21 protein-coding genes are annotated in these 26557 nt (G+C 71.0%); 7 read left to right on the top strand and 14 right to left on the bottom strand.

Annotation, left to right across the window (positions count from 1 at the left end; translation table 11 throughout):
- Nucleotides 1-36 precede the first annotated feature (36 nt).
- Nucleotides 37-1044, bottom strand: a complete 1008-nt coding sequence (locus DEI96_RS16390; RefSeq protein WP_111023309.1) for a DUF817 domain-containing protein — start codon at nt 1042-1044, stop codon at nt 37-39.
- A gap of 106 nt (nt 1045-1150) precedes the next feature.
- Between DEI96_RS16390 and DEI96_RS16385 the strand changes: the two genes are divergently transcribed.
- A complete protein-coding gene (locus DEI96_RS16385) occupies nt 1151-2173 on the top strand; it encodes a glycerophosphodiester phosphodiesterase family protein (RefSeq protein ID WP_111023310.1) in 1023 nt (340 codons plus the stop codon).
- Here the strand turns inward: DEI96_RS16385 and DEI96_RS16380 are convergent.
- Nucleotides 2138-2809: a hypothetical protein gene (locus DEI96_RS16380; RefSeq protein WP_111023311.1), complete on the bottom strand. Its 672-nt coding sequence runs from the start codon at nt 2807-2809 to the stop codon at nt 2138-2140. The genes DEI96_RS16385 and DEI96_RS16380 overlap by 36 nt on opposite strands.
- A gap of 57 nt (nt 2810-2866) precedes the next feature.
- On the opposite strand from DEI96_RS16380, the gene DEI96_RS16375 reads away from it, so the two are divergent.
- From DEI96_RS16375 to DEI96_RS16355, 5 genes are all read left to right on the top strand, one after another.
- A complete protein-coding gene (locus tag DEI96_RS16375; protein ID WP_110863185.1) occupies nt 2867-5317 on the top strand; it encodes an ATP-dependent helicase in 2451 nt (816 codons plus the stop codon).
- 99 nt (nt 5318-5416) lie between these two features.
- Nucleotides 5417-7396: a LamG-like jellyroll fold domain-containing protein gene (locus tag DEI96_RS16370; protein WP_111023312.1), complete on the top strand. Its 1980-nt coding sequence runs from the start codon at nt 5417-5419 to the stop codon at nt 7394-7396.
- 95 nt (nt 7397-7491) lie between these two features.
- A complete protein-coding gene (locus tag DEI96_RS16365; protein ID WP_111023313.1) occupies nt 7492-8916 on the top strand; it encodes a pyridoxal phosphate-dependent decarboxylase family protein in 1425 nt (474 codons plus the stop codon).
- Nucleotides 8913-10325: a lysine N(6)-hydroxylase/L-ornithine N(5)-oxygenase family protein gene (locus DEI96_RS16360; RefSeq protein ID WP_111023314.1), complete on the top strand. Its 1413-nt coding sequence runs from the start codon at nt 8913-8915 to the stop codon at nt 10323-10325. The genes DEI96_RS16365 and DEI96_RS16360 overlap by 4 nt, the downstream gene beginning before the upstream one ends.
- Nucleotides 10322-12697: a GNAT family N-acetyltransferase gene (locus DEI96_RS16355; protein WP_284183617.1), complete on the top strand. Its 2376-nt coding sequence runs from the start codon at nt 10322-10324 to the stop codon at nt 12695-12697. The genes DEI96_RS16360 and DEI96_RS16355 overlap by 4 nt, the downstream gene beginning before the upstream one ends.
- A 115-nt stretch (nt 12698-12812) precedes the next feature.
- Here DEI96_RS16355 and DEI96_RS16350 read toward each other — a convergent pair whose 3' ends face one another.
- The 10 genes from DEI96_RS16350 to DEI96_RS16305 all read right to left on the bottom strand — a co-directional run bounded on the left by DEI96_RS16350 (nt 12813) and on the right by DEI96_RS16305 (nt 20704).
- Nucleotides 12813-13451 carry a pyridoxal 5'-phosphate synthase gene (locus DEI96_RS16350; protein ID WP_111024807.1) on the bottom strand — a complete coding sequence of 213 codons (639 nt, stop codon included), beginning with the start codon at nt 13449-13451 and terminating at the stop codon, nt 12813-12815.
- Nucleotides 13452-13519: 68 nt separating this feature from the next.
- Nucleotides 13520-13930: a hypothetical protein gene (locus DEI96_RS16345; protein WP_146246969.1), complete on the bottom strand. Its 411-nt coding sequence runs from the start codon at nt 13928-13930 to the stop codon at nt 13520-13522.
- A gap of 1 nt (nt 13931) precedes the next feature.
- The gene (locus DEI96_RS16340; RefSeq protein ID WP_111024805.1) at nt 13932-14675 is read right to left on the bottom strand and encodes a hypothetical protein; all 744 of its coding nucleotides are present in this window, start codon (nt 14673-14675) and stop codon (nt 13932-13934) included.
- Nucleotides 14676-14930: 255 nt separating this feature from the next.
- Complete coding sequence (locus tag DEI96_RS16335; protein ID WP_146246968.1) at nt 14931-15515, bottom strand: hypothetical protein; 585 nt, start codon at nt 15513-15515, stop codon at nt 14931-14933.
- Between the two features lie 51 nt (nt 15516-15566).
- Nucleotides 15567-16229 (bottom strand): hypothetical protein, encoded by a 663-nt coding sequence (locus tag DEI96_RS16330; protein ID WP_146246967.1) that lies wholly within the window; start codon nt 16227-16229, stop codon nt 15567-15569.
- 439 nt (nt 16230-16668) lie between these two features.
- Nucleotides 16669-17502 (bottom strand): hypothetical protein, encoded by an 834-nt coding sequence (locus tag DEI96_RS16325; RefSeq protein ID WP_111024803.1) that lies wholly within the window; start codon nt 17500-17502, stop codon nt 16669-16671.
- Nucleotides 17493-17987, bottom strand: coding sequence for a hypothetical protein (locus tag DEI96_RS16320; RefSeq protein ID WP_284183616.1), 495 nt, complete (start codon nt 17985-17987; stop codon nt 17493-17495). The genes DEI96_RS16325 and DEI96_RS16320 overlap by 10 nt, the downstream gene beginning before the upstream one ends.
- A gap of 130 nt (nt 17988-18117) precedes the next feature.
- Nucleotides 18118-19968, bottom strand: coding sequence for a WXG100 family type VII secretion target (locus DEI96_RS16315; protein ID WP_111024801.1), 1851 nt, complete (start codon nt 19966-19968; stop codon nt 18118-18120).
- 2 nt (nt 19969-19970) lie between these two features.
- Complete coding sequence (locus DEI96_RS16310; protein ID WP_128780490.1) at nt 19971-20300, bottom strand: DUF6507 family protein; 330 nt, start codon at nt 20298-20300, stop codon at nt 19971-19973.
- A gap of 107 nt (nt 20301-20407) precedes the next feature.
- Nucleotides 20408-20704, bottom strand: a complete 297-nt coding sequence (locus tag DEI96_RS16305) for a WXG100 family type VII secretion target (protein WP_071404660.1) — start codon at nt 20702-20704, stop codon at nt 20408-20410.
- A gap of 107 nt (nt 20705-20811) precedes the next feature.
- Between DEI96_RS16305 and DEI96_RS16300 the strand changes: the two genes are divergently transcribed.
- Nucleotides 20812-25227 carry an FtsK/SpoIIIE domain-containing protein gene (locus DEI96_RS16300; protein ID WP_111024800.1) on the top strand — a complete coding sequence of 1472 codons (4416 nt, stop codon included), beginning with the start codon at nt 20812-20814 and terminating at the stop codon, nt 25225-25227.
- Nucleotides 25228-25335: 108 nt separating this feature from the next.
- Here the strand turns inward: DEI96_RS16300 and DEI96_RS16295 are convergent, their stop codons facing one another.
- Together DEI96_RS16295 and DEI96_RS16290 are read right to left on the bottom strand one after the other, a co-directional pair.
- On the bottom strand, nt 25336-25947 hold the full coding sequence (locus DEI96_RS16295; RefSeq protein WP_071404662.1) for an FHA domain-containing protein: 612 nt from the start codon (nt 25945-25947) through the stop codon (nt 25336-25338).
- The gene (locus DEI96_RS16290; RefSeq protein WP_071404663.1) at nt 25947-26555 is read right to left on the bottom strand and encodes a hypothetical protein; all 609 of its coding nucleotides are present in this window, start codon (nt 26553-26555) and stop codon (nt 25947-25949) included. The genes DEI96_RS16295 and DEI96_RS16290 overlap by 1 nt, the downstream gene beginning before the upstream one ends.
- Nucleotides 26556-26557 lie beyond the last annotated feature (2 nt).

The raw sequence follows: 26557 nt of genomic DNA, 5'->3' as shown, positions 1-26557 counted from the left end.
GGTGTCCTCTTCCTAGGAGATTCGAGTCCTCTCAGCCTAGGGGCGCTCGGTCGCGGAAGGCTGAGGATTCGCGGCGAGCGGACGCGGCCCAGCGGGCTCCGTCGAGGGAAGCCTAGGGTCGCCCGCTGCACGCGCGCCCCGAGGACGTCGAGAGTCTGCCGTCGAGCCCGTCGAGCCCGTCGAGCGCGCCGGTTCCGACGGCAGCGCCGGGTAGAGCCAGGTGACGAGCGCGACCGAGATCGTCATGAGCAGGAACCACGCCACGATCTTCGTCGGCGCCACCGGCTGCCACACCGCGAGCTGCGCCGGGTAGCTCCACGCCCCGGCCCAGGTCGCGACGTTCTCCGCCGCCCAGATGAACACCGCGACGAGGGCCATCGCCACGAGGACGGGCATCCGCAGCGTCGCCCGGTGGATCCGAACGTGCATGGTCGTGCGGGCGAAGAGCAGCAGCACGAGCGCGAGCAGCACGTACCGGGCGTCGGCGACGAAGTGGTGGCCGAAGAAGTTCAGGTAGATCCCGCCCGCCGCGACCGCCAGCAGCCACTGCCGCGGGTACCGGTCGAACCGCAGGTCGAACAGCCGGTAGACCCGCACCATGTACGACCCGACGGCGCCGTACATGAACCCCGAGAACAGCGGCACCCCGGCGACGACGAACAGCCCTCCGGGCTCGTAGGTCCACGAGCCCATGTGGGTCTTGAACACCTCCATCGCGGTGCCGACGACGTGGAACAGCAGGACGACCCGGAGTTCCCGCACGGTCTCGAGCCCGAACACGAGCATGCCGACCTGCAGCAGCACGGCCGCGATCGTCAGGACGTCGTTCCGCATCGCCGCCGGCACGGTGAGGTGCACCACGGCCATGGTCGCGAGCAGCAGCGCCCCGAACGCGCACGCCCAGGCCTGCTTCGCGCCGAACACCAGGAACTCGGTGACGAACACCCGGACGGGCCGGTGCGGCTGGTGCCCGGCGTCGAGCACGCGGCGTGCGGCCCGGTCGATCCGGGCCTCGACGGCGGTGGAGAGCGAACGGACGGTCATGCGGTGATGCTCGGCGTCGTCGCTGGGAACGACGGGCCTCGGAGCGCCGGGTGTGTCCCGCGACACAGGCGCCCCGCTGCTCACCCGCGGCCAGTAGGGTCGCGCCATGACCCTCGTGATCGCCCACCGCGGTGCGTCCGGCTACCGCCCCGAGCACTCGCGGAGCGCGTACGAGCTCGCCATCGAACTCGGCGCCGACGCGATCGAACCGGACCTGGTGCCCACGAAGGACGGCGTGCTCGTGCTCCGGCACGAGAACGAGGTCTCGGGCACCACGGACGTCGCCGACCACCCCGAGTTCCGGCACATGCGCACGACGAAGACCGTCGACGGCCAGACCCTGACCGGCTGGTTCACCGAGGACTTCACGTGGGCCGAGCTGCAGACGCTCCGCACCCGCGAGCGCCTGCCGGTGCTGCGTCCGGGATCCGCCGAGCACGACGGTGCGCAGCCGATCCTGCGGCTCGTCGACCTGCTCGCGATCCTCGACGCGGCGCCCCGCCCGGTCGGGCTCGTCGCCGAGGTCAAGCACGCCGCGTCCTTCGACCGCGCCGGGTTCCCGATGGGTGCACTCGTCGACGCCGCGCTCGGCGAGGCCGGGTGGCGGCAGGATGAGCGGCTCACGGTGGAGAGCTTCGAGAAGGGCGTGCTGCGGGACCTGCGCGAGCGGGGGACCGGTGGTCGGCTCGTGTACCTCCAGGAGGCCCGTGGCAGCGCCGCGGACGAGGTCGCGTCCCACGGGTCGCTCGCCCCCACCTACGCCGCCGAGCGCTCCGAGGACGCGCTGGCGTCGTTCGCGACCGAGTTCCACGGCATCAGCGTCGACCTCGGCACCCTGATGGCCGGCGTCGACAGCGTCGCACTCGACGACCCGACGCCGGTGCGCAGCGCAATCGTCGACCGCGCCCACGCCGTGGGGCTCGCGGTGTACACGTGGACCCTCCGGCCGGAGAACCGGTTCCTGCCGTCGCCGCTGCGTCGTGGTGGGGACGTCGCGGCGTTCGGCGACTGGGAGCGGTGGTTCACGTCCGTGATCCGCACCGGACTCGACGGGGTGTTCGCCGACCACCCCGACCTCGCGGTGCGTGCCCGGTCAGTCCTCGAGTGCCTCGAGCGGGATGCCGGCTGACCGGAGGACCTCGGTGGCCTCCTCGCGTGCGGACGCGGCAGCGGTGCGGAGCCCGGCCAGGTCCTCGGGCCGGAAGAACCACGCGCTCCGGTCGCCGGGTTGGACGGTCCGCTGCGCGTCCGTCAGGTCGGCGTCGTGTTCGCCCTTCCGGAGGTCGGCACGAGCACGGTCGAGCGACTGCAGGACTGCCGAGGCGCGGATGACCTCGGCCGCGGGCAGGTCCCCGGGCGCGAGACGGGCGACCCGAGGGTCGATCGGTGTCACCGGGAGGGGCTGCACCGGTGGCCGTCGCCGTCGCCGCCGATCGACGAGGACCGCGACGGCGGACGAGACGACGAGGAACACCACGACGGCGACGAGGAGCCGGGCACTCCTCGGGAACGTCGACGCAGCGAGAGCCCCGAGTGCGGCCAGGCACAGCCCTGCGGCGACCAGACCGACCGACAGCGGGACCAGGCACCCCGCCGTGTCCTGCCGAGACCGCTGAGCACGGGCCCGACGGTGGCTCTCGATGATCGCGGCGGGGGCGTCGCGCCCGTCCGGAGGCAGGATGCAGAGGACGTCCTGGGTGGTGGGGATCGCGGCCGACATCGCAGGGAGCACGAAGACGTCAGGTCGGTCCGGTGTGATCGCCACGGCGCCATCCTGCCGCACGAGGTCGCTGTCGGGGGTCTCGCCTAGAATGTCCCGAACATGACGATCGTGCTCGACCCCTTCGAATCGACGCCCGAGCCGGGCGCCGGTGCCCGCGCGTACGAAGACCCGTTCACCGCGGGTCTGAACCCCCAGCAGAAGGAAGCCGTCGAGTACCGCGGCGAGTCCCTGCTGATCGTTGCCGGCGCCGGTTCCGGCAAGACGAGCGTGCTCACCCGCCGCATCGCGCTGCTGCTCGCCAACCGCGAAGCCTGGCCGTCGCAGATCCTGGCGATCACGTTCACGAACAAGGCCGCCGCCGAGATGCGCGAGCGCGTCCGGGCCCTGGTCGGTGGCGAGGCCGAGGGGATGTGGATCTCCACGTTCCACTCGGCGTGCGTGCGCATCCTGCGACGCGAAGCCGAGCGGTTCGGGTTCCCGCAGTCGTTCACGATCTACGACTCCGCCGACTCCAAGGCGCTGCTGAAGCGGATCATCAAGGAACTCGAGGCCGACTCCCTCGGGCTGACCGTCGGCGCCGCGGCGTCGAAGATCTCGAAGCTCAAGAACGAGCTGCAGGACATCGACACCTACGCGCGCAACATCAACGTGAACGACCCGCAAGAGGTCATGTTCACCGAGGTGTTCCGGCGCTACACGAACGAACTCCGCCGGGCGAACGCGTTCGACTTCGACGACCTCATCGGCCAGACGGTGTTCCTGTTCCGGGCATTCCCGGACGTCGCCGCCCTGTACCAGCGCCGCTTCCGGTACATCCTGGTCGACGAGTACCAGGACACGAACCACGCCCAGTACGCCCTGATCCGCGAGCTCACCCGCCCGGTGCCGGTCGAACAGGTCGACAAGCTCGAGGACTCCGGCCAGCACGTCGCCCGGATGCGCGAGACCGACGGCTCGATCGCCCCCGCGTCCCTGACGGTGGTCGGCGACTCCGACCAGTCCATCTACGCCTTCCGCGGGGCGGACATCCGCAACATCGTCGAGTTCGAGCGGGACTTCCCGAACTCCAAGACGATCCTGCTCGAGCAGAACTACCGCTCGACGCAGAACATCCTCGACGCGGCGAACGCCGTCATCGCGAACAACTTCGACCGCCAGGCGAAGAGCCTGTTCACCGACGTCGGCGCCGGCGAGAAGATCGTCGGCTTCACCGGGTACACCGGTCACGACGAGGCGCAGTTCGTCGCCGACGAGATCCAGCGCCTGCGTGAAGACGGCATGGACTACCGCGACATGGCGGTGTTCTACCGGACCAACTCGCAGACCCGTGCGCTGGAGGAGATCTTCATCCGTGCGGCGATCCCGTACCGGGTGCTCGGTGGCACCAAGTTCTACGAGCGTGCCGAGATCAAGGACGCCATGGCGTACCTGATCACGGTCGCCAACCCGGCCGACCCGATGGCGCTGCGCCGCATCCTCAACGTGCCCAAGCGCGGCATCGGCTCGGTCACCGAGACCACGCTGCAGCGCTACGCCGACGAGCACGAGACCACCATGCGCGACGCCCTGCGGCACGCGGGTGAGCTCGGGTTCGGGCCGAAGGTGCGCAACGCCATCACCGAGTTCGCGGCGCTGCTCGACGCCGTGTCCGAGAAGGCCCCGACGCAGCCGGTGGTCGACACCCTGACGCAGCTGCTCGACGGCTCCGGGCTGCTCGACAACCTGCGGAAGTCGCCCGACGCGCAGGACGCCGCCCGCGCCGACAACATCGACGAGCTCGTGGCCGTCACGCGTGAGTTCCAGAAGAACAACCCCGAGGGCACGCTGTCGGACTTCCTGACCGAGGTCTCGCTGGTCGCCGCGGCGGACGAGCTCGACGACTCCTCGGGCACGGTCTCGCTGATGACCCTGCACACCGCGAAGGGCCTGGAGTACGACGCGGTGTTCCTGACCGGTGTCGAGGAAGACCTGCTCCCGCACCGGATGTCCGCCAACGAACCCGGCGGCCCGTCCGAAGAGCGCCGGCTGTTCTACGTGGGCATCACCCGTGCCAAGAAGGTCCTGTTCCTGTCCCTCGCGATGACCCGTGCCCAGTTCGGCGACGTGAACGTGGCGATGCCCTCGCGCTTCCTGCAGGAGATCCCCGAGGGGCTCATCGAGTGGAAGCAGTCCCCGGGCATGGCGAACAGCCGTGGTGGCACGCAGCCCCGCGCCCTGAACGCCAAGCGCGACGGCGGCTTCGGCGGTGGCGGCGGCGGTGGCGGCGGCTACCGCGGTGGTGGCGGCTGGGGCGGCGGCTCGTACGACCGCGCAGCGGCGGCCTCGAAGACCCGCCCGAAGACCGAGTGGGCGAACCGGGTGTCCGGGCAGGTGCGCGACAACGGCGACATGGAACTCGTCGCCGGCGACCGCATCAAGCACGTCGACTTCGGCGAGGGCACGGTGTCCGCGGTGACGGGGCAGGGTGCCAAGCGCATCGCCGAGATCGCGTTCGACTCCGCGGGCCGCAAGAAGCTCCTCATCAAGATCGCCCCGATCGAGAAGCTGTAGGAGCCCTCACCGGTCCACACCGAACCGGCAGCCGCAGCCGGTCTGGAGTTCACGGAACGGACCCGGGGCGTTCCCCCGCGATCCGTACGGTGCGGTGCTGTGCAGAACAGCCCTGACGACCGCGACGACGCCCACGACCACGCCGGAGACCGCAGCAAGCGCATCCCGGTCTCCCGCCGGGGCTTCCTGGTCGGATCCGGGCTCGCCGGTGCCGCCGGACTCGTGGCGTCGAACGGCTTCGGGAGCGTCCCGGCCGTCGCCGATGCGCTGAACGCGGCACCCGCGGTGGCCCCGGCAGTGCTCGGCGGATCGGCCGCGGCCGCGCAGGCAGCGGTGGCGCGCGGACACACCGGACGGTGGCACCCGGACACGACCTCGCCGCGCTTCACGGTCGCGGTGATGCCGGACACGCAGTACATGTTCGACGGCGCCGCGGTCGACCAGGCACCGATGCGCGCCTCGCTCGAGTACGTCGTCCGCGAGCAGGCCCGGCACAACACGGTGTTCCTCGTGCACCTCGGCGACCTGACCCAGAACGGTGCGGCGTCCGAGATGCGCGCGTCCGGTGCGGTCTTCGACGTGCTCGACCGAGCCGGGGCGCCTTACAGCGTGCTCGCCGGCAACCACGACGTCGACTCCTCGACCGACGACCAGCGCGGCCGCACCCCGTACCTCGACGTGTTCGGTCCGCAGCGGTTCCGGAAGGCCCCTGGCTGGATCGGTTCGAGCCCCGACGGCTACAACACCGCCCACCGGTTCACCGCGGCCGGCCGCGAGTGGGTCGTCCTGGCGCTCGACTGGCGGACGAGCGCGAGCGGGCTCGCCTGGGCCAGCTCCGTGCTCGCCGCCCGGCCGCACGCTCCGGTCATCCTCACGACGCACGCCCTCGTCGACTCGGACGCCAGCGGTGGGGCGGCGTTCGACCCCTACGGGCAGCAGCTCTGGGACTCCTTCATCACGAAGCACGACCAGGTCTTCCTGACGCTCAACGGGCACTACTGGGGTCCGGGCCGCACGACGGTGAAGAACGCCGTGGGGCACGACGTCGCCCTGCACCTGACCAACTACCAGAACCGCTACTACGGCGGGGCGGCCATGATCCGGCTGTACCACGTCGACCTCGAGCGGAACGTCATCGACGTCGAGACGCTGTCGCCGTTCCTGCTCGCCGGCGGTCTCGGCGACGCGAACGAACTCGCAGCCCAGGAGGTCACCCTCAGCGGCGACGTCGACCGCTTCACCATGGCCGTGGACTTCGACGCGCGTTTCGCGGGCTTCGCGCCGGTCGCACCACGGGCCTCCCGGCCGGCGGCACGCATGCTGGTGCCGGGGACGCTCGCGTACTGGCGGTTCGACGGCAACCCGGACGGGGCGGCGCTCGCGCCGACGACGCGGGTGCGCGACCAGAGCGGCAAGGGCAACGACCTGGTGGTCGCCCGCCGGACCGGCGCCGTCGCAGGGGCGCTGCGCTGGACGGCGGCGCACCACCCCGACCAGCCGGGCGCCGGCAGCCTCGCGCTGCAGGGCGGCAAGACCGGCGGCGACCACCTGCAGACCGTCGACACGGCACCGCTCAACCGGACCCACTTCCCCCGCGGCTACACGGTCGAGGCGTTCTTCGCGCTGCCGACCACGTTCGACCCGAGCACGAACGGGTTCAGCGCCCTGCTGTCGCAGTACTCGAGCGCCGGCCAGGTGGGGAAGGCGACCGGAGCCGACGGCGACCCGGACGAGCCCGCGGTGACGCTGAGCCTGTCGGGGGACCGCGAACTGCAGTGGTGCGTGTACCCGACGAGCCAGGACGGATCGCTGACGAACTGGGGGCACGAGTTGCCGCTCGGCGCCTGGTGGCACGTGGCCGTGGTGAACGACGGGACGCACACCGTGCTGTACGTCGACGGGTGCCCGGTCGTGCGGAACCCGTCCACCCCGAACCGCGGTCTCAGCACGATCGGCAAGCCGTGGCTGCTCGGCGGGTACCGCTACGGCGACAAGCTCGACAACGTGTTCGTCGGGTCGATCGGCGACGTGCGCATCGTCGGCCGGGCGCTGCAGCCGAGCGAGTTCATGAACGCCTGACGACCCGACAGACGGGCGTCTGACACGCCCGGCCGTTCGGCGCGCCCCTCGTTCGGGTGGCACGATCGCGGTTTGTGAGGTTAGCCTTACCTAACGTGACACCTCCCATCGAACTCCTGACCACCGCCACCGCCGAGCGCTACCGCTCCGCCGTGACGTCCACGGTGGACCGTCTGGCCGACCGCTTCGCCGCCGCCGACCGTCCGACGACCGACACCGCTCCCGAGGTCCTCCGGGCCCGGGTGCAGGACGTCGACCTCGACGCCGAACCCCTCGGGACGGACCGCGCACTCGCCGAACTCGACGAGCTGTTCGTCCGCGAGGCCGTGTGGTTCCACGACCCGGCGTACCTCGCGCACCTGAACTGCCCGGTCGCGCTGCCCGCGGTCGCCGCCGAATCGGTCCTGGCCGCCGTGAACCCGTCGGTCGACACCTGGGACCAGTCCCGCATCGGCACCGAGATCGAGCGGCACGTCGTCGCCTGGCTCGCCGGTCGGATCGGGTTCGCCGCGGGGGACGGCATCTTCACCTCGGGCGGCTCGCAGTCGAACCTGCAGGCCCTGCTGCTGGCGCGCGAGGCCCTCGGCAGCAGCGGCACCGTGTTCACGACCGCGGAGACCCACTTCAGCATCGCGAAGTCGGCGCGGCTGCTCGGGCTCGAGGCCGTGGTCGCCGTCGCCACCGACCACGCCGGCCGGATGGTGCCCGCTGCCCTCGCCGAGGCGATCGCCGCCGCCCGCGCAGCCGGGCAGACGCCGATGGCCGTCGTCGCCACTGCCGGCACCACCGACCGCGGGGTCATCGACCCGCTCGAGCCGATCGCGGACGTCTGTGATCTGGAGGGAGTGTGGCTGCACGTCGACGCCGCGTACGGCTGCGGTCTGCTCGTGTCCCCGACCCGCCGGCACCTGCTCGACGGCGTCGAACGGGCCCGGAGCGTGACCGCCGACCTGCACAAGTCGTTCTTCCAGCCGGTGTCGTCGAGCGCCCTGCTCGTGCAGCGCCCGGAGGACCTGCGGCGCACCGCGTGGTACGCCGACTACCTGAACCCGGAGGACGCCGCCGAGCCGAACCAGGTCGACAAGTCGCTGCAGACCACCCGCCGGTTCGACGCCCTGAAGCTCTGGGCCACGCTGCGGGCGACCGGTGCCGACGCGATCGGTGCGGCGTTCGACGCCGTCATCGAGCTCGCCGCGGCCACCCACCGGATCGTCGAGGAGCACCCGGACCTGGTGCTCGTCGCGCCGACGCAGCTCAGCACGGTGCTGTTCCGCTGGCAGCCCGCCGGCATGACCGACGAGGCCGCCGACGCGCTGGTCGCCCCGATCCGCTCGGCCCTGCTCGCCGAGGGCCGGGTGCTCATCGCCAAGACGGTCATCGACGGCCGGCCGTGCAACAAGCTCACGCTGCTCAACCCCGAGACGACGCCGGAGCAGATGCGCGCGTCGCTGGAGCACGTCGTCGCGACGGCCGCGCGCGTCCGAGCCATGACCACCGCCCCGGAAGGAGCGACCCGATGACCGCCGACCGCACCGCCGACCGCACCGCCGACCCCGCCGTGCACGACGTCGTCGGCGTCGGCATCGGCCCGTTCAACCTCGGCCTCGCCTGCCTGACCGACCCGATCGCCGACGTCGACGCGGTGTTCCTCGACGCGGCTGACGGCTTCGCCTGGCACCACGGCATGATGCTCGACGACGCCACGATCCAGGTGCCGTTCCTCGCCGACCTGGTGACGATGGCCGACCCGACCTCACCGTTCTCGTTCCTCGCGTGGCTCAAGGAGACCGGGCGCCTGTACCCGTTCTACATCCGCGAGGACTTCCACCCCCTGCGCAGCGAGTACGACGCCTACTGCCGCTGGGCCGCCGACCGGCTCGACACCCTGCGGTGGGGCCGCCGGGTGACCGCCGTCGAGCACGACCCGGTCACCGACACGTTCACGGTGCACGCCGAGACCGATCAGGGTCCCGAGACGTACCGCGCACACCACGTCGTCGTCGGCATCGGCACCGAGCCGTCCGTCCCCGCCCCGCTGCGTGGGATCGGCGGGCCGGCCGTGCACTCCGCCGAGTTCCTGCCGAACCGCGACGCCCTGCGCGACGCCAGGTCGATCGCGGTCGTCGGCAGCGGGCAGTCCGCCGCCGAGGTCTACCGCGAACTGCTCGAGGACATCCGGCAGGACGGCTACCGCCTCGACTGGATCACGCGCTCGCCCCGGTTCTTCCCGATGGAGGACACCAAACTCACCCTCGAGATGACGAGCCCGGAGTACACGGACCACTTCCACGGGCTGCCCGAAGCCGTCCGCGACCGCCTGGGGCGGGAGCAGCGCGGCCTGTACAAGGGCATCAGCGCCGACCTGGTCGACGACCTGTACGACCAGCTCTACCGGATCAGTGCGCGCGGCCCCGTCCCGACGACGCTCCGGACCGAGACGAGCGTCGTCGACGCCGCCTGGCTCGCCGACCGCGGCACGTACCGCCTGACGCTCCGCCACGAGCAGCTCGACCAGACGTACGAGCACGAGGTCGAGCAGCTGGTGCTGGCCACCGGGTACACCCCGCGGGTCCCGCGGTTCCTCGACCCGGTCGAGCACCTCGTCGCCCGCGACTCCCGCGGTCGCCTGGCGGTCGCGCGCGACCACCACGTCGACACCCTGGGCGGACGCATCTGGGTGCAGAACGCCGAGGAGCACACGCACGGCCTGACCGCGCCCGACCTCGGCATGGGTGCGTGGCGGAACGCGTCGATCATCCGGTCCGTCGCGGGTCGCCCCGTGTACGGCCTGGAGGCCCGGATCGCCTTCCAGGAGTTCGGCCTGCCCGCCTCGGGGCAGTCAGCAGCAGCGCCGTCCACCGCCCACCCCGGCGCCGCGGAGCGCGCGCCGGCCGACCCCGCGACCGAGCGCGCGGAGGTCTCCGCATGACCCCGATCGTGACCACCACGGCACCGGACGCGACCGCGCCTGGGGGAGCCGAGCCGGGCCTCCTGACCGTCGAACCCGTGGACCCGGAACGCGACGCCGCCGTCGTGCAGTCGTGGCTCGCCCACCCGGCGTCGTCGTGGTGGGAGATGGGTGACCTCGACGTGGACGCCGTGCGTGCCTACCTGGCCGGCGTGCAGGCGGACCCCGCGCAGGCAGCGTGGCTCGGCCGCCGGAACGGCGAGCCGTGCTTCCTGGCGGAGACCTACGACCCCTCCGCCGTCCTGCTCACCGACGTGTGGGCGGCCGAACCCGGCGACGTCGGCATGCACCTGCTCGTCGCGCCGGCGCCCGCTGACCGTCGTGTGCACGGCCTGACCAGCGCGGTGATGCGTGCCGTCGTCGAGCACTGCCGGGACGCCCTCGGCGCGCGCCGGGTCGTCGTCGAACCGGACGTGCGGAACACCGCCGTGCAGGCGAAGAACGCCGAGGTCGGGTTCCGCGCGCTGCGCCAGGTGGACGTCGACGGCAAGCGGGCCCTGCTGTCAGTGCTCGACACCGATCGCATCGGCGTCCCCGATGACGACGGGCCGGCCGCGCACCTGCGGCCCGAGCACCTGGAGCCCGCCGAACGGCACCACGTCGCGAAGGCGATCGCGGAGTTCACCCACGAACGGCTGATCGCACCCGTGCCCGACGGGGACGGCTGGCGGCTCGAGGCGGGGGAGTCGACCTACCGGTTCCGGGCGCGGCAGCACGTGCTCGAGCACTGGTCGATGGACGAGGCCTCGCTGACGCGGACCCGTGCGGGGGCGTCGGCACCACTCAGCGCGCAGGAGCTCGTGCTCGAACTGCACGAGGTGCTCGGGATCCCCGACGAGTTGCTCGGGACGTACCTGGAGGAGATCGCGTCGACGCTGGCGAGTGCCGCAGCGAAGCACCGGCGGGGCGGTCCGTCGGCCGGGCAGCTGGCGCGGGGGCGGGGCGGGGCCGGGTCGTCCGGGTCCGTCGAGGACGTCGTCGCGTCGTTCCAGGACGTCGAGGCGGCGATGACCGAGGGGCACCCGGCGTTCGTCGCCGCCAACGGCCGGATCGGGTTCGGGCTCGACGAGTACCGGGCGTTCGCGCCGGAGTCCGGCGGCCGGTTCCGGTACCGGTGGCTCGCCGCCCGACGCGAGCACACGCACCTGGCGCTCGCCGCCGACCGGACCGAGCAGGCGCACTGGCGGTCGGAGCTGTCGCCGGCGGTCGTGGCCGGGTTCCGTGCCACGCTGGAGCGTCGCGGGCTCGACCCCGACGAGTACGTGTGGCTGCCCGTGCACCCGTGGCAGTGGCAGCACCGGATCGCCGTGACCTTCGCACCCGACCTGGGCCGACAGGACCTGGTCGACCTGGGCGAGGGACCCGACGAGTACCAGCCGCAGCAGTCCATCCGCACCGCGTTCAACCGCACCGAGCCGGCACGCTCGTACGTGAAGACGGCGCTCGCCGTGCAGAACATGGGGTTCCTGCGGGGGATGTCGCCCGCGTACATGCGGAACACCCCGGCCGTGAACGACTGGGTCGAGTCGATCGTCTCCGCCGACCCCACGCTCGCCGCCGCCGGGTTCTCGGTCCTCCGGGAACACGCCGCCATCGGCTACACGGGAGACGCCTACCACCGGGTCGACGTGTCCTCGCCGCAGCGCAAGATGCTCGCGGCACTGTGGCGGGAGAGTCCGCTGCCGCGGCTGGCGGACGGTGAGCGACTGCTGACGATGGCGGCGCTGCTGCACCGCGACGCCTCGGGGAACGCCGTGGTCTCGGCGCTGATCGAGGCCTCCGGTCTGCCCGCCGACGTCTGGGTCCGGCGCTGGCTCGACGCCTACCTGCTGCCCGTCGTGCACTGCCTGACCGTGCACGACCTGGTGTTCATGCCGCACGGCGAGAACCTGGTGCTCGTGGTGCGCGACGGCGTCGTGGTCCGCGCCGTGATGAAGGACATCGGCGAGGAGGCCGCCGTGCTCGGTCGGCACGACGACCGCCCGGTGCCCGCCGACATCGACCGGATCGTGCACCCGGTGACCGACGACGAGGCCGCGCTCGCGGTGTTCACCGACGTGTTCGACGGGGTGCTGCGGTTCGTCGCTGCGATCCTCGACGACGACGCGGTGCTGCCGGAGTCCCGCTTCTGGCAGGTCGTGGGGGAGTGCATCGACGCCCACGCCGCCGCGCACCCGGACCGCCGGCGTCCCCTGGACCTGCGGGTGCCGACGTTCGAGCACTCGTGCCTGAACCGGTTGCAGCTGCGGAACACCCTGTCGATGGTGGACCTGGCGGACCAGTCGGCGTCGCTCATCCGGGCGGGGGAGATGGTGAACCCGATCGGGCGGTAGGGAGCGCGGGCTCGGCGGCCGGGGACAGTGGCGCTCGGTGCGAGGCTGATCACTCCGTGCAGCGCAACGAGCGCGCACGGAGTGGCCAATCTCGCACCAACCGAAGCCGCGCCGACTACGGCTGGAGGCGTGTGGCCGTCCAGGCGCCCTCGGCGAGTGCGTACTGCAGTCGTCGGTGCATCCGGTCACGGCTGCCGTGCCAGAACTCCACGATGTCGGGCTCGAGACGCCAGGCAACCCACCGTGCCGGCCGGGGGACGTCGTCGCCGGAGTCGTCGAGCAGGTCGTTCGCGTCGTCGATCAGGTCCTGCAGGGTGCGGGGTTCGAGCACGGCGGACTGGTCGGCGATGGCCGTCGCGGCGCGTGACTTCGGAGAGCGGTCCGCGAACAGGGCGTCGGACTCGGCGTCCGACAGTCGGACGACGTGGCCCTCGAACCGGAGCTGCTGCATCGTCTCGCGCCAGTAGGCCTGCAGGGCTGCGTGCGGGTTCTCGGCGAGCTGCCGGCCCTTCGGGCTGTCCTCCGACGTGCCGAAGACCAGTCCGTTGGTCGCAATCCGCTTTACGTCGACGGTGCGAGCAGACACGCGGCCGTCGGCACCGGCCGTGGCGAGGGTCATCGAGAGCGGCTCGGAGACCTGTCGGTCCTTCGCCGCGGACAGCCACTCGCGAGCGAGGTCGAGCGGAGACGCTGGCGGGTTGTCGAACTCGGGCAGGTGCAGGGAGTCGTCACCGGAGAGCGGGGCAGAGGACATGTACCCACCCAACCGTGCGCGGGGGCTCGGTGTTCAGGGAGTCACGGACGGTCGTCGCCAGCACCCGGTCAGGCGTCGGGGAACTTCGCTGCGACGAACGCGCGTTGCGCCTGCACGGTGCCGAGGTGTTCGTCGGCCGGGGCGAACACGTCGACGAGGTCCTTGAACCGAGGCTGACGACCGCGGCGGAGTCGGTACGCCCGCATGCCACCGCCCTGCTGTCGCGCCATCCCACTCGGCCACACGTCGACGCGGGCTCCCTGCACGCCCAGGAGCCAGCCTTCGTCGTCGAGCGCCTCGCGCACCAGGCTCAGTGCCTCGAAGGCGTCGTACGCCGTGGCCGCGTGCTCTGCGCCCAGCAGCAACACGGTCACGGTGTAGCGCACATGATGATCGGGGTTCGTCAGGTCCATCTCGACGATCACGGTCGCCGGCGCGCTCGTGCCGTTCCTGTGAGCGGTTCGTTCGTAGGTCGTCATGTCACGCACCGAGCCGCAGCGCATTGAAGAACGGGACGCCCGGGTGGGCGATCGCGCCTCCCGGACCGATGGTCATCAGGGTTCCCGACTCGGACACCGTGGCGTTCCGCGGAGTCGCCGAGAAGACGCCCGGTCCGAACCCGGGGAACCTGACGCGGGATGCGATCTCGTCGAACGTCGCAACCCGGTCGAGCTCCAAGCCGTAGCCGACGTGACGGTGCCCGAGCGAGTCGGTGTACTCGACGCGGCGGAAGGTCCACGCTCGTTCTGCCGGGCCCAGAGACGGCGAGACGGCTTCCGCCAACCGCGCGAGCTGTCGGCAGACGGCAACGCGCTCGGCGAGGGGACCAGCGGGGACCGAGTTGAGGAGTTCGTGGGCGAACGGGATGTCGATGACGGCAGGCGGGTGCTCCTGGTCACCGAAGGCCGTCGTGGTGATCTCCGTCGGGAGATCGGCGTGCCGCGCAAATGGGCGGTACGGCGGGAGCGGTGCTGCTCGGAGGTTGCCGTCGCCGTCGCGCCAGTCGCTCGTCAGGTCGAGCGGCACGTCGGCTTCCCCGACGACGCGGAGCGAGCGCTCGTCCTGTCCCCAGTAGGTGTCGCAGGCGACGCAGCGGAAGTACGAGGTCCGCTGCTGGTGGCTGACGCCGATCGCCGTCTCGACCCTGCCGTGCCGCGCAACTGCAGCGGTGCAGACCGAACACCCCGGCTCGATCGCCGTCCGATCTGCGCTCGGCATCGTCATCGGCCGATCACCTCTCGGTTGAACAGGAGTGCGGTGGGCGCCGTGACGCCCGGTCCAATCGCGAGGAGGGTGCCCGCTGAGTCCGATTGATGGGCGGTCGGACTGGGCGGGCGATGGTACCCGGCCTCCTCGGCCAACACGGCTCGATCGCTGAGCAGGCCGATCCGCGACCGGACCGCTTCGGCGACATCGGATCTGTCGATGTTCAGGTGCCAGAGGCGCGTGTCACAGCCGTGACGAGGCGCAGCCGCAGCCTCAGCCATCGTGCTGTCCGTGGAGGAGTGCGCGGGCGGCATTCCGCCAGGCACGTGGAACGGCGTCAACGGAATCGACGATGGTGATCTCCGGGTGCGGTCGGTCTCCGAGTGCCCGGAGGATCTCGGTGCGACACCGGGCGGGATCCGGGTCGATCACCAGGTGCAGTCGCGGCCCGGTGGCGTTGAAGGTGAACAGTTCCCATGCGGTGTTCGGGACGGACACCCCGAGGACCACTTCGGCCCAGACACCGCTGGATGCTGACATCCGCCTGGCGTGTGCTGCTCGCGACTGGATCGGCAGGAGACCCCGGCGCGCGCGGGGGCGTTCGGTGACGGGCAACCCCTCCCAATGATCGGCGGCCACGTCGACGAACACGATCGCGCGACCGCTGCGCTCGTCCTCGATCAGCGACTGACGACTCACCCGCCGTGAACCGGTGCCGACAGCCGGCGGGCGGTCCCCGGCGATGGAGTACGCGAACTCGACGACGACGCCGCGGTCGTACGGCATCGTGGCGGGCCGGCCGCTGTCGTCGATCGCTAGGTGCAGGTCATCGGGTACGGGGACAGCAGCGATGCGCACGCTCACCACCCTACGAGCATGTTCGTGGCGCTGGGGTGCAGCGCAAGGACATCAGGCATCCGGCAGGATGACGAGTGCAAAACGCGCCCGCTCACTCGCGAACCCACCGGGGAAGTCCCGCACCAGTGTCGTTCCGTCGTCGAAACGTTCCGCCGCCATGCCGTCGGGAAGTCGGAGGTCTTCCAGAGTGGAGCGGCCCCGCATGAGGATGGTCCCGGAGTGTTCCACAGCCTTCGAGAAGCGCCGGTTCGGAGCGCGAGGGGAGAGCCGACCGCCCTCCCGTTGGATTGATCGAACGATGTACGGCAGGCGTCCCCATCCGGCCCCGGCGGGGTGCTCAGCGGGGACGTCGCGACCGTTCCACGTGGGGGTGGCAGCGAGCGCATGACCGAGACGGATCAGTGCGCGAAAGGCTGTGTCTCGGTCGTCGTTCACGAGCGTGTCTCCGTTGACCGCCATCCGCAAATCGACCGAGTACCGGTAGTCACCCGCTCGTACTCCGTCTCGAAGTCGAGCGATCGGTGTCCCAGGGCCGCCCGGGCGGTCGACGAGTTCAATCCCTTCGCCGAAGGACCACTCCTTCTCGAGGTCAGCGATCGAACACGGCCTTCCGACGGCGGTGAATCGTCTGTCAACGAGGAGTTCATTGCCTCGCTGACGGGATGGCCCGCGATGCTCGGCGATCGTGAAGGAGCGGTCTTCGAGCCAGTTCATGAAGGTGAGCAGACGACCGTACTCCGGCCAGAGCGGGTCCGGGGACGTCATCGTGCGGAGACGACCATCCGGTTCCGGCTCCGGCCGCGCCCGCCAAGACCTCGATGTCGGCAGCAGGGACCTGCCCGCCCTTGTGAGCCCCGTCCTCATCGACCTGGCATCAGCGCCGTGCCACGTGCGCGAGTGGCGGTTGCTGTCCACCCCAGGTGGTCAGTGAGTGCTTCGGTGAAACCCACGGCAGCGACCGGTGCTGGGCGGAGCGAGACATCGGCACCTGCGGAGAGCGGACCACCATCGTCGATGTATTGGTCAGGCTGGATTCCGCCACGGCTCAGCCCTCCGGGCAAAGCCACGAACTCGTCATCGGCGACCTTTGCCACACGTGCCATCGGCACGGCCTTGACTGTCGTCCGACCCGAAGTTGCTTGCCCGGTCAGCGTCATGACACGGGGCTGTCGGTACGCCCGAGCACCCACACCCGCTCCGGTGAGGACCTGCGGTCGGTCACGAAGACGGGCAGTGGCACGAGCGATGCGGCCCGGACACGAATGCGTCCGAGTTCATCGGGGTCGTCGGTGTCGGCGAGGACAACGATCCGCTCGGACACCCGCTCGACGATGACACCGACCGTGCTGATCGGCACCCCGTCGTACTGCGCGCGGAAGTCGGTCAGCGCCGGGTACTGCTCCGGCTTCGGGGCACCGACGACTATGTCGAATCCCATCGGGAACGGACTCGCTGCACGGACGAGTGCCGCTGCTGTAAATGTGTCGAGTTCGATCTGCATCGACGGCCCTGCGGCCAGGGCCAATCCGTCAGTGGAGCGTCTGGACTGGTCGAGGAGTACACCCACGGGCAAGCCGTCCGGCTTCGGGATCAGGGTGTTGTCCACGATTGCTGCCGGGATCATCGACGTGATCGCCAGGTCGCGAGGTGAGAGCATCGGCGCGCGATCCCGCGGTCCACCGATGATCCGGTCTATGTCATCGGGAAGCAGGACCTCCTCGTCGGCCTGACCCGGCTGGAGCAGGACGCCCACGTCGGACGGAGTCGCACGGAGCGCCGACCACAACGTCGTGTGGAGGAGTACCGCGTCGTCCGGGGCGGCTGCCTGAGCCTGATCGAGGGCGAGGAACGCGAGCGCGACAGTGGGGGAGGACCCGTCACCCGGGGCGATGACCGCCGGCGCGCCGTCCTCGGTCGCCAACATCCACAGGTCGAGGTCGACCGCACGTCGCCAGAGCGTGAGCTCGGCCGGGTCGCTCAGGTCCACGGGCCTTCTCGCCGTCGTTGCTCCTCGGTTCCCAGACGTGACCAGCGCATTTCAGCTCGCTCCCAGAGCCGGCGATACTTCTTGACGAGCCGATCTGCTTGGGGATCGCTGGCGAACGAGAGCACCTGGTCGAAGTAGTCGCGCCTACCGTTTCGGTACCAAGTTGCTCCGGGCCCGAGCTGCTCGACGAACCGTCCGGCGGTCGGGTAGCGGAAGTACTCGTTGTCGAAGGCAGGGTGGCCAGATCGGCGGGTGTGAACGAGACTCGCGCGTTCCGCGAGGAGCTGCGTGTCGAGCGGGTAGTCGACGAGGGCACCGTATGCCCACCGTGATATCGGGGAGCGGCCGCCGCGCATGTCACCGCGCTCGTCCTCACGCGAATTGAGGATAAAACGATGCTCAATTCCGGTTCGCTCGTCGACCTCGGGGTCGAGGACGTCGAGGATCAAGGCGAGCGCGGCAGCGGGCGCGACGTACTGCTCCATGGACGTGCCGTTCCAACTGCCGTCCTCGACCCCATCCCGCTCGATCACGAGGCGTCCGTCGTCGTCGAACCGCCTGTTGGACACCGGGCCGACACTGATGAAGGTCGGCAGGCTCGCCGGACTGGTCGACTCAATCACTCGAGGCCAGCGGGGCGGTGTACGCGTAGGCGCGCCATGGGACATGGAGGAGATTGCGCATTGCAACCGATTCTCCGACGGTTCGTACGGAACTGTCCATAGGGGACCAGGCGTGTGCTGATCCGCCGTGTGCCGGGAACGGAGACGGGTTGTGCCCGATCATGTCCGAGCTGAACATCTGCATGCCGCCCCCGCCGCCGAACTGTGGGTTGGCTCCTGCATGGCCGATCGCGTAGGTCGAGCCCGGGCCGATGTGGGTCTCCGAGACGAACTCGCGATAAGGGGTCGCGTAGCCGGTGCTCGCTCCTACCTGGACGGATTCGTGGAATGTCGCGGAGTCGACGACCGGACTGTTCGGTACCGCATAGGACGCACCGGACCCGTCGAAGTCCGGAGTCGAGGCAAACCCGTCGACACCCTTTGAGTCGGCCACGACGTTCGTCATGTCATCGACGCCGTAGTAGCCGCCGCCACCCTGCCACAGTTGACTCGCTCGCGCAGGATCGGTGCGGGCGATCTCCGACACATGGGCGTTGTAGCCGGAATTCACCGTTCGTGCGAACGCCGAGTCGGACTTCTGGAGCCCCTCGAGGAGCCTGCCGGTGATGCCCGTACCTTGGCCCCCCACCGTGTAGCCGTTTGCGAATCCCTTCGCAGCGTCGACCGTACTGCGCACCATGTTCGCAGGGGTCAAGTAGCGAACCTGCAACGCCATGCGCTCGATTCGTCGCGCGGGGTTCGACGCGAACTGCTTCACTGCGAGCGGGACCTCTTTGATGGCCATCTTGCCGTAGCGACGAGCACCGCTGAGTGTCCGGCCCGCCAGGGGCCCGAGCGTCCCGGTCGAACGAGCGAGCGAAAACGCCTTGCGCGCGTCGCCTGCGGCGGACAGCAATCGGCTCGCGGTGGTGATCCCCTTCATCCCCGGGATGCAGTCGAGCAGCGCGAAGGCGAGGTCCCACCCGTCGGCGGTGCCCTTGCTCATCTTGTACAGGGTGTCGGCGAGCACGAGCAACGCTGCACCGAGCACGATCCATGCGAGCGGTCCGCCGACGATCATGACGATGATGCCGCCGACAGCGACGACGACCTTCGCGATGGAGACGACGGCCTCCCATTGTTCGGACCCGAAGAACTTGTCCCACGAGGACTGCTTCCCGAGGCCCGCGTCCGCAGCTTCACCGATCTTCGTCGCGGTCCGCTGCTCCGCGTCCTGCCAATCACTCTTCGCATCCGCCACGAGCCGCTTCGCCGCATCGATCCGCGACTGCGCCGCCGAGATGTCCCCCTGCGCCGAGCTCACGGAACCCTGCGCGACGGAAGCGTTGTCGGACGCTGCCCGCAACTGCGCCGGCGAGGGAACATCCACCCCGTCCGGCACGTCGGAGCCTGCCGGGTACTCGTCCGCGACCTTCGACAGGTCCTTCGACGCGGACTCGTAGTGCGACAACGTCGACTGCGCATCCGCCAACCGGTCCTGCGCTGCGGCGAGGTCCCCGGTGGCGTCCTTCGCGTCCGCCAACGCACCATCAGCCCGGTACTGGGTGTCATCGACCGTGTCAGCCCACCCCGACAACGCCGTCGCGGCGAGTTCGTACGAATCGACGAGCTTGGTCAGGTCCGACGGGGTGTCCTCGATCGCGTCGACGAACACATCAGCGGCCTCACCCTCCCAGTCGGTCAGCCACCCGGAGCCCTTCACCGACTGCAGCCGCGTCGAGGCGTCAGCGGCCGCGTCGGAGATGCGCTGGTACTCCCGCGCCATCATCCGCAACGTCGACGGATCACCCTTGACCGGATCATCACCCTGATCGACAACGTCCCACCCCGACGGCCGCCCCATGACTACTGCGCCCTCGAGGCAGCGGGTCCGCCGCCGCCGTTCTCGTCGTTGACCTGCAGGGCCTGTGCCAGCTGCTCGTCGGTCTCGGTGTAGGTCTCGATGGACGAGCTCAGCATGTCCGCCAACGCCTTCGTCGACTCGCTGATCTTGTCCCGCTTGTCGCCCCAGCGGTGGTCGAAGTCGTGCAGAGCGTTCTGCACCGTCCCCGAACCGATCTCGTCGTCGGACGCGTCGACACGCTTGTGCGCCTGCTCGAGCGTGCTGTGCACGGTCGTCAGGTCGTTCTGGAGCTCCCCGAGCCCCATCAGGTCAACCAGCAGTTTGCCTGCCACGGAACAATCCCTCCCCGATCACGAACCGGCGCCGTCAGGACGGCGCCACAGGAACCGCGACGACCCCGTGCCCCACGCGATCGCGGGGCACGGGGTCGACGACGGTGTCAGCCCTTGAGGCCGGAGGCCAGCGACTCGTCCGTCTCGGACAGGGTCTGCGAGGCCTTCGAGAGGAACGTGGAGAGGCCTTCGAGCCCCTGGACCGTCTGGGTCACGCCACGGTTGAACTCGTCGTAGGACTCGCCGAACGCGACCGACGACTTGTCGGTGACGTAGCCGTCCGAGATGAGCTGCTGGATCTTGCGCTGCAGTGCCGACAGACGGTCTTCGATGTCTGCCTGGCCCGCCTTGAGGTCGGAGGCTGCTGCCTCGAGGTCTGCGTACGAGACGTTGATGTTCGCCACGGTGTGACTCCCTTTCCCCGGAGTTTCGTTTGTCCCCCCAACGGGGCGTGTTGCAGGGGACACTACCATCGTCCTGCGACACGAAGTCAACGCTACGGGGGAATGCCATGACCTTCACGTTCACGATGGTCGACCGCGAGAGCGGCCAGACCGCGAACGTCTACGTGGACGGTGACGAGTCCCGGGCGGTGCGCGAGCTGGTGGCCGAGGCCGAGCGCCTCATCGCCACGGACGTCGTCGCCTCCGGCCGGACCCCGGTGTACTTCGTCGGGGAGCAGCCGCTCGACCTCTCGGCGTCGGTCGCCGAGTCGGGCGTCCGCGAGGGCGTGGTGGTGCGCCGGAGCCTCGAGCAGGTGCCGCCGCCGCCGCTCCGCCCGCTGACCGACGCCGAGGTCCGGATCGTGTCCGGGCTGCACGCGGGGACGATCGTGCGGGTCAGCACCGGCACGGTGACCATCGGTACGTCGCCGTCCGCGCACGTGCGGGTACCGGTGAGCACCACGGACGAGGTCGAGGCCGAGGCGTCGGGGTCCGACACGGTGCCGGAGATCGCCCTGCTCGTCACGGTGACGGCCGACGGCGCGAAGGTGCGCCCGGCGAACGGCTACTCCGGGGCGCTGCTGGACGGCGAGCCGGTCACCGAGGAGACCGACTGGCCCGAGACCGCACAGCTCGCGGTCGGCGGGGTCCTGCTCGGCTTCGGCCGCGCCCCGAACCGCGGCGCCCACCTGTCCCTGGCGGACGACGGCATGTCGCTCGAGTACAACCGGCCGCCGCGCATCCTGCCGCCGGACGAGCACACCCGCTACCAGCTGCCCCCGCCGCCGACCGAACCCCCGGCCCGGGCGCTCCCCATCCTGATGGCGCTGGCGCCGATGGGCATGGCGGTCATGTTCGTGTCGACCACCGGTCGCTGGATCTACCTGCTCATCGCCCTGCTGTCGCCGATCCTGATGATCATCACGGGCCTCCAGGGCCGCCGGCAGGGCAAGAAGACGTACCGGCAACGCGTCGTGGAGTACGAGGACACCAAGGCGCGGATCGAGGCGGACGCGACCGAGAGCCTCCAGTCCGAACGTGCACGCTGGATCGCGAGCGCGCCGGACCCCGCCGCCGTCTACGAGACGGCGGTCACGCCCCTGCCGCGCCTGTGGGAGCGACGCCGGACGGATCCGGACCACCTGCTGGTCCGCGTCGGCACGGCGACCCAGCGCTCCGAGGTCACCATCGAGGACCCGGAGCAGCTGTCCCACAAGCGGACCGTCGCGTGGGACGCGACGGACGTGCCGGTGCGCATCCGCTTGGCCGAGCGCGGCGTGATCGGCATCGCCGGCCCGGACGACGACGCCCGACGACTCGCGAACTGGGTGGTCGCGCAGCTCGCGACACTGCAGAGCCCGAAGGACGTCACCTTCACGCTGCTCACCGACACCACGCGCACGTCGCTGTGGGAGTGGATGTCCTGGCTGCCGCACGTCCGCCGCGACGGTGCGGACCAGCCGATGACGAGCATCGCCTCGAACGCCGCGTCGACCGCGCGGGCGATCGCCGAGCTCGCCGCGATCATCGACGCCCGCAAGGAAGCCGGGATCGGCAAGAAGACCCCGCCGGCCGACGAGATCGTCGTCGTGATGGACGGCGCGCGCCGGCTCCGCGCGATGCCCTCGCTCGTGCAGGTGCTCAAGGAGGGGCCGTCGGTTGGGGTGTTCAGCATCTGCCTCGACCTGGACGAGCGGCTCCTGCCCGAGGAGTGCGACGCCGTGGTGGTCGTCCGCGACGACCGGGTGCGGGTCACCCAGCAGCGCAGCGAGCGCATCGACGACGCACGCCCCGACCTGGTCGACCAGGACTGGCTCGAGTGGGTCGCCCGGTCGCTGTCGCCGATCGTCGACGCCAGCCCGGACGTGCAGGACGGCGCCATCCCGTCGTCCGCCCGGCTGCTCGACGTGCTCCAGCTCGAACCGCCGACGTCCGAGGCCGTGCAGGCACGCTGGCTGCTCGGCGGCCGCAGCACCACCGCCGTGGTGGGGGCGTCGATCGACGGGCCGTTCGCGATCGACCTGCGGAACGACGGCCCGCACGGCCTGGTCGCCGGGACCACCGGTTCCGGCAAGTCCGAGCTGCTGCAGACGATCGTGGCGTCCCTCGCCGTGGCGAACCGGCCGGACGAGATGAACTTCGTGCTCGTCGACTACAAGGGCGGTGCGGCCTTCAAGGACTGCGTGGACCTGCCGCACACGGTCGGCATGGTCACCGACCTCGACACGCACCAGGTCGAGCGCGCGCTCGAGTCGCTCGGCGCCGAGCTCCGCACCCGCGAGCACGCCCTCGCCGAGGTCGGGGCGAAGGACCTGGAGGACTACCAGGACCTGCAGGCCAAGCGCGCGGCGAACGGGGACACGATCCCGAGCCTGCCGCGGCTGCTCATCGTCATCGACGAGTTCGCCTCGCTCGCCCGCGAGCTGCCCGACTTCGTCAAGGGCCTGGTGAACATCGCCCAGCGCGGTCGCTCGCTCGGCATCCACCTGATCCTCGCCACGCAGCGTCCGGGCGGCGTCGTGTCGCCCGAGATCCGCGCGAACACGAACCTCCGCATCGCGCTGCGGGTCACCGACCAGTCGGAGAGCCAGGACGTCATCGGCGCGAACGACGCCGCGCGGATCGCGAAGTCGACCCCGGGGCGCGCCTACGTGCGGCTCGGCGCTGCCTCGCTGCTGCCGTTCCAGTCCGGTCGCGTGGGTGGGCGCCGGCCCGGCTCGGACGACCAGGAGGCCCGGCCCGCCCTGGTCCGCGAGCTCACCTTCGCCTCGTACAGCGATCCAGCCCCCCGCCCGGCCGCCGTCGAGGCCGCGGCCAGCGACGTGGAGGTCACCGACCTGAGCGTCCTCGTCGCGTCGATCGACGACGCCACCCGCGCCCTCGGCACCCCCGAGCAGCGGAAGCCCTGGTTGCCGCCGCTCGGCGAGGTCGTCGGGCTCGACGACGTCGAGGCGACCGGCACCGGCGACCTGGCACCCCTGGCGGTCGCCTGGGGCGTCGAGGACCACCCGGGCGACCAGCGGCAGCGCCCGGCGGTGTTCGACCTCGACGCGGACGGCCACCTGTTCGTCATCGGCTCGCCCCGCTCGGGTCGCAGCCAGACGCTCCGCACCCTGGCCGGGGCGATGGCCCTGCGGCTCGGCGTCGGCGACGTCCACATGTACGGGATCGACTGCGGCAACGGCGCGCTGCTGGCCCTCGGGGCGCTGCCGCACTGCGGTGCCGTGGTGCAGCGGCACGAACCCGACCGGGTCTCGCGACTGCTCGGCATCCTGCTCCGCACGGTGCAGGAGCGCCAGGCCGCCTTCGCCGCCGGTGGGTACTCGTCGATCGCCGAGCAGCGGACCGACGCGGGCACCGTGCCGATGCCGCACATCGTCGTGTTCCTCGACCAGTGGGAGAGCTTCATGGCGACCCTGGCGGACGCCGAGAACGGTGCGCTGCACGACGCCGTCCAGACCCTGCTGCGCGAGGGCGTCGGCGTCGGCGTGCACCTGGTCGTCTCCGGCGACCGCACCCTGACGTCCGGCCGGATGTCGAGCCAGGTGGAGCGGAAGCTGCTGCTCGCCCTGGCCGACCGTGGCGACTACAACTACGAGGGCATCAACGGCAAGAAGCTCCCGGAGTCGATCCCACCGGGGCGCGGGTTCCGGAACGCCACGGCGACGGAGACCCAGGTCGCCGTGCTGCCCGGCGGACTCGGGGGCCGCGACCAGGCCGCCGCGCTGCGGGGCATCGGTGACGAGGTCCGTGCGCACGTGCCGGCCGACGCCCCGAAGCCGTTCCGGATCGACGTGCTCCCGCGCTCCATCACCTTCACGGACGCCGTGCGGTACCTGCCGTCGGCCGAGGCGTCGGTCGGCCGGGTCGCACTCGGCGTCGGCGGCGACGAGCTCCGGCTGTTCACGCACGACTTCGTGCAGGACACCCCGGTCTTCATCGTCGGCGGCAGCCCCCGCTCGGGCAAGAGCACCGCGCTCGTCGCGATGGCGCGCCACGTGCTGTCGGCGGGTGGGTCGGTCGTCGCGGTGACACCGCGGGAGTCCCCGCTCCGAGCACTCGACGGAGCCCCTCGCGTCACGGTCGTGACCGACGGCGCCATCGGCGCCGAGGGGCTGTCCGCCGCGATCGACACCGGCTCGGACGGCTTCACGCTCGTGCTGGTCGACGACGCCGAGGCCCTGAAGGAGTCGCCGGCCGAACCGGTGTTCCGGGCGATCATGGACTCCGACCGGGGTCGTTCGGTCGGGCTCGTCCTGGCCGGTGACGTCGAGGGTGTGGCGAGCGGGTTCCGCGGCTGGCAGGTCGACGCGAAGAAGGCCCGTCGGGGCATGCTCCTCGCGCCGCTCAGCACCGTCGACGGCGACCTGATCGGCACGAAGCTGTCGAAGAGCCTGGTCACCCAGGACCGCGTCGCGGGCCGGGCGCTGCTGAACGACGCCGACCAGGCGCTCCGACTCGTGCAGGTACCGGCCGGCGACTAGCGCCGGCCGCGGGGCGCCGGCCGCGGGGGCGTCGGCCGCGGGGGCGTCGGCCGCGGGGGCGCAGCCCGGAGCCCGCGCACCCCGGAGCCGGCCCGGTCCGGGGCCTGCTCAGCCCAGCGGCGTCTCGCTGACGAGTCCGACGGCGGGTTCGGCGCGGAGCGTGTGCCCGCCGAACACCACGGTGTCGCCGGGCTGCACGGTCGTGCGCTGCGACGGCACGAGCATCGCCGCGGGGAACCCCGGGCGCTGCAGCTCGACGCCGTTCGCCGACGCGGTGTCGAGCACCCAGAGGGAGCCCTCGGCGCCGAACCCGAACTCCAGGTGCGTGCGGCTGAGCAGCCGCTCCGGGTCCTCCAGGGCGATCATGTGGGCGTGTCCGCCGTCCGGGTGGGCGCTTGCGGGGTCACGGCCGATCAGCCCGCCGCCGGACACGGTCACCCGCTGGGCGCCGTCGAGGACGAGCACGGCAGCCGCTGCCTGGCGGGCGGGGGCGGCGTCACGACGGGCGGTGGTGCCGCCGGACGACCCGAGCGGTCGGCCGGGCAGCTGCGCCACGGTCGCCCGGACCCGGTCGGCACTCGCACGCGGAGCAGGGGGTGGTGTGGTGACCGACCGGGCGAGCTCGCCGCGCTGTGCCATCTGTGCCAGGTCACGCTCGTCGACCCGTTCGACGACGGGTTCGACGACCTTGCGCTTCTTCCGGAACGGCCAGAGGCGCATCAGGACGCCTCGCTGCCGACCGCGGCGGAGTCGATGAGCTCGAAGGTGTCGGTCACGGTCTCGAACAGTTCGTACAGGGGCTCGGCCAGGTCGGTCGCGGGCGACGAGACGCTGACCAGGGCGACCTGGTCGCCGGCGGGCACGAACGTCTGCATGAGCACGACGTCGAACGACCCGCGGCCGTCCGGTGCCTGCACCGTCGAGACACCCCAGACGCGCGGCACCCGGCCGACGCGGGGGACCTCGTGCACGTCGACGTGCATGCCGTCGTCGTCACCGCCGAGTGCTGCGACGTGGTCGGTGAGCGCGGCGAGCGGGTCGCCGCCGGCCTCGGGCGCGGGCAGGACCGTCACGGTGAGCGCACCGGAGACGATGCCGTCCTCGCTCGGCTCGGCGAACGCGGCGCAGTACCGCGCGCCGCTGTCCCACGCCGAGCGGGCGAATCGGCGGAGCACCCGGACGATCTCGGTGCGGTGGTCCCACAGTTCCCGGTGGTCCTCGATGCGTTCCTGCACGAGGGCGCTGATCCGGTCGTCACGGCGTTCCGGTTCGACCGGGAGCTCGAACCAGGACCGCGGGACCGTGATGGCGAAGTGGTCGACCGACATGC

Origin of the sequence: Curtobacterium sp. MCLR17_031 (assembly GCF_003234775.2) — a bacterium.
GTDB classification, from domain to species: Bacteria; Actinomycetota; Actinomycetes; order Actinomycetales; family Microbacteriaceae; genus Curtobacterium; species Curtobacterium flaccumfaciens.
The sequence above is the reverse complement of the archived record's forward strand: the minus strand, read 5'-3'. Positions and strand labels throughout refer to the sequence as shown.

Coding starts and splice junctions, on each gene's coding strand:
- DEI96_RS16390 (WP_111023309.1), bottom strand. CDS start 1,044: ATGACCGTCCGTTCGCTCTCCACCGCCGTCGAGGCCCGGATCGACCGG.
- DEI96_RS16385 (WP_111023310.1), top strand. CDS start 1,151: ATGACCCTCGTGATCGCCCACCGCGGTGCGTCCGGCTACCGCCCCGAG.
- DEI96_RS16375 (WP_110863185.1), top strand. CDS start 2,867: ATGACGATCGTGCTCGACCCCTTCGAATCGACGCCCGAGCCGGGCGCC.
- DEI96_RS16360 (WP_111023314.1), top strand. CDS start 8,913: ATGACCGCCGACCGCACCGCCGACCGCACCGCCGACCCCGCCGTGCAC.
- DEI96_RS16355 (WP_284183617.1), top strand. CDS start 10,322: ATGACCCCGATCGTGACCACCACGGCACCGGACGCGACCGCGCCTGGG.
- DEI96_RS16350 (WP_111024807.1), bottom strand. CDS start 13,451: ATGTCCTCTGCCCCGCTCTCCGGTGACGACTCCCTGCACCTGCCCGAG.
- DEI96_RS16345 (WP_146246969.1), bottom strand. CDS start 13,930: ATGACGACCTACGAACGAACCGCTCACAGGAACGGCACGAGCGCGCCG.
- DEI96_RS16340 (WP_111024805.1), bottom strand. CDS start 14,675: ATGACGATGCCGAGCGCAGATCGGACGGCGATCGAGCCGGGGTGTTCG.
- DEI96_RS16330 (WP_146246967.1), bottom strand. CDS start 16,229: ATGAACTGGCTCGAAGACCGCTCCTTCACGATCGCCGAGCATCGCGGG.
- DEI96_RS16320 (WP_284183616.1), bottom strand. CDS start 17,987: ATGGAGCAGTACGTCGCGCCCGCTGCCGCGCTCGCCTTGATCCTCGAC.
- DEI96_RS16315 (WP_111024801.1), bottom strand. CDS start 19,968: ATGGGGCGGCCGTCGGGGTGGGACGTTGTCGATCAGGGTGATGATCCG.
- DEI96_RS16300 (WP_111024800.1), top strand. CDS start 20,812: ATGACCTTCACGTTCACGATGGTCGACCGCGAGAGCGGCCAGACCGCG.
- DEI96_RS16295 (WP_071404662.1), bottom strand. CDS start 25,947: ATGCGCCTCTGGCCGTTCCGGAAGAAGCGCAAGGTCGTCGAACCCGTC.
- DEI96_RS16290 (WP_071404663.1), bottom strand. CDS start 26,555: ATGTCGGTCGACCACTTCGCCATCACGGTCCCGCGGTCCTGGTTCGAG.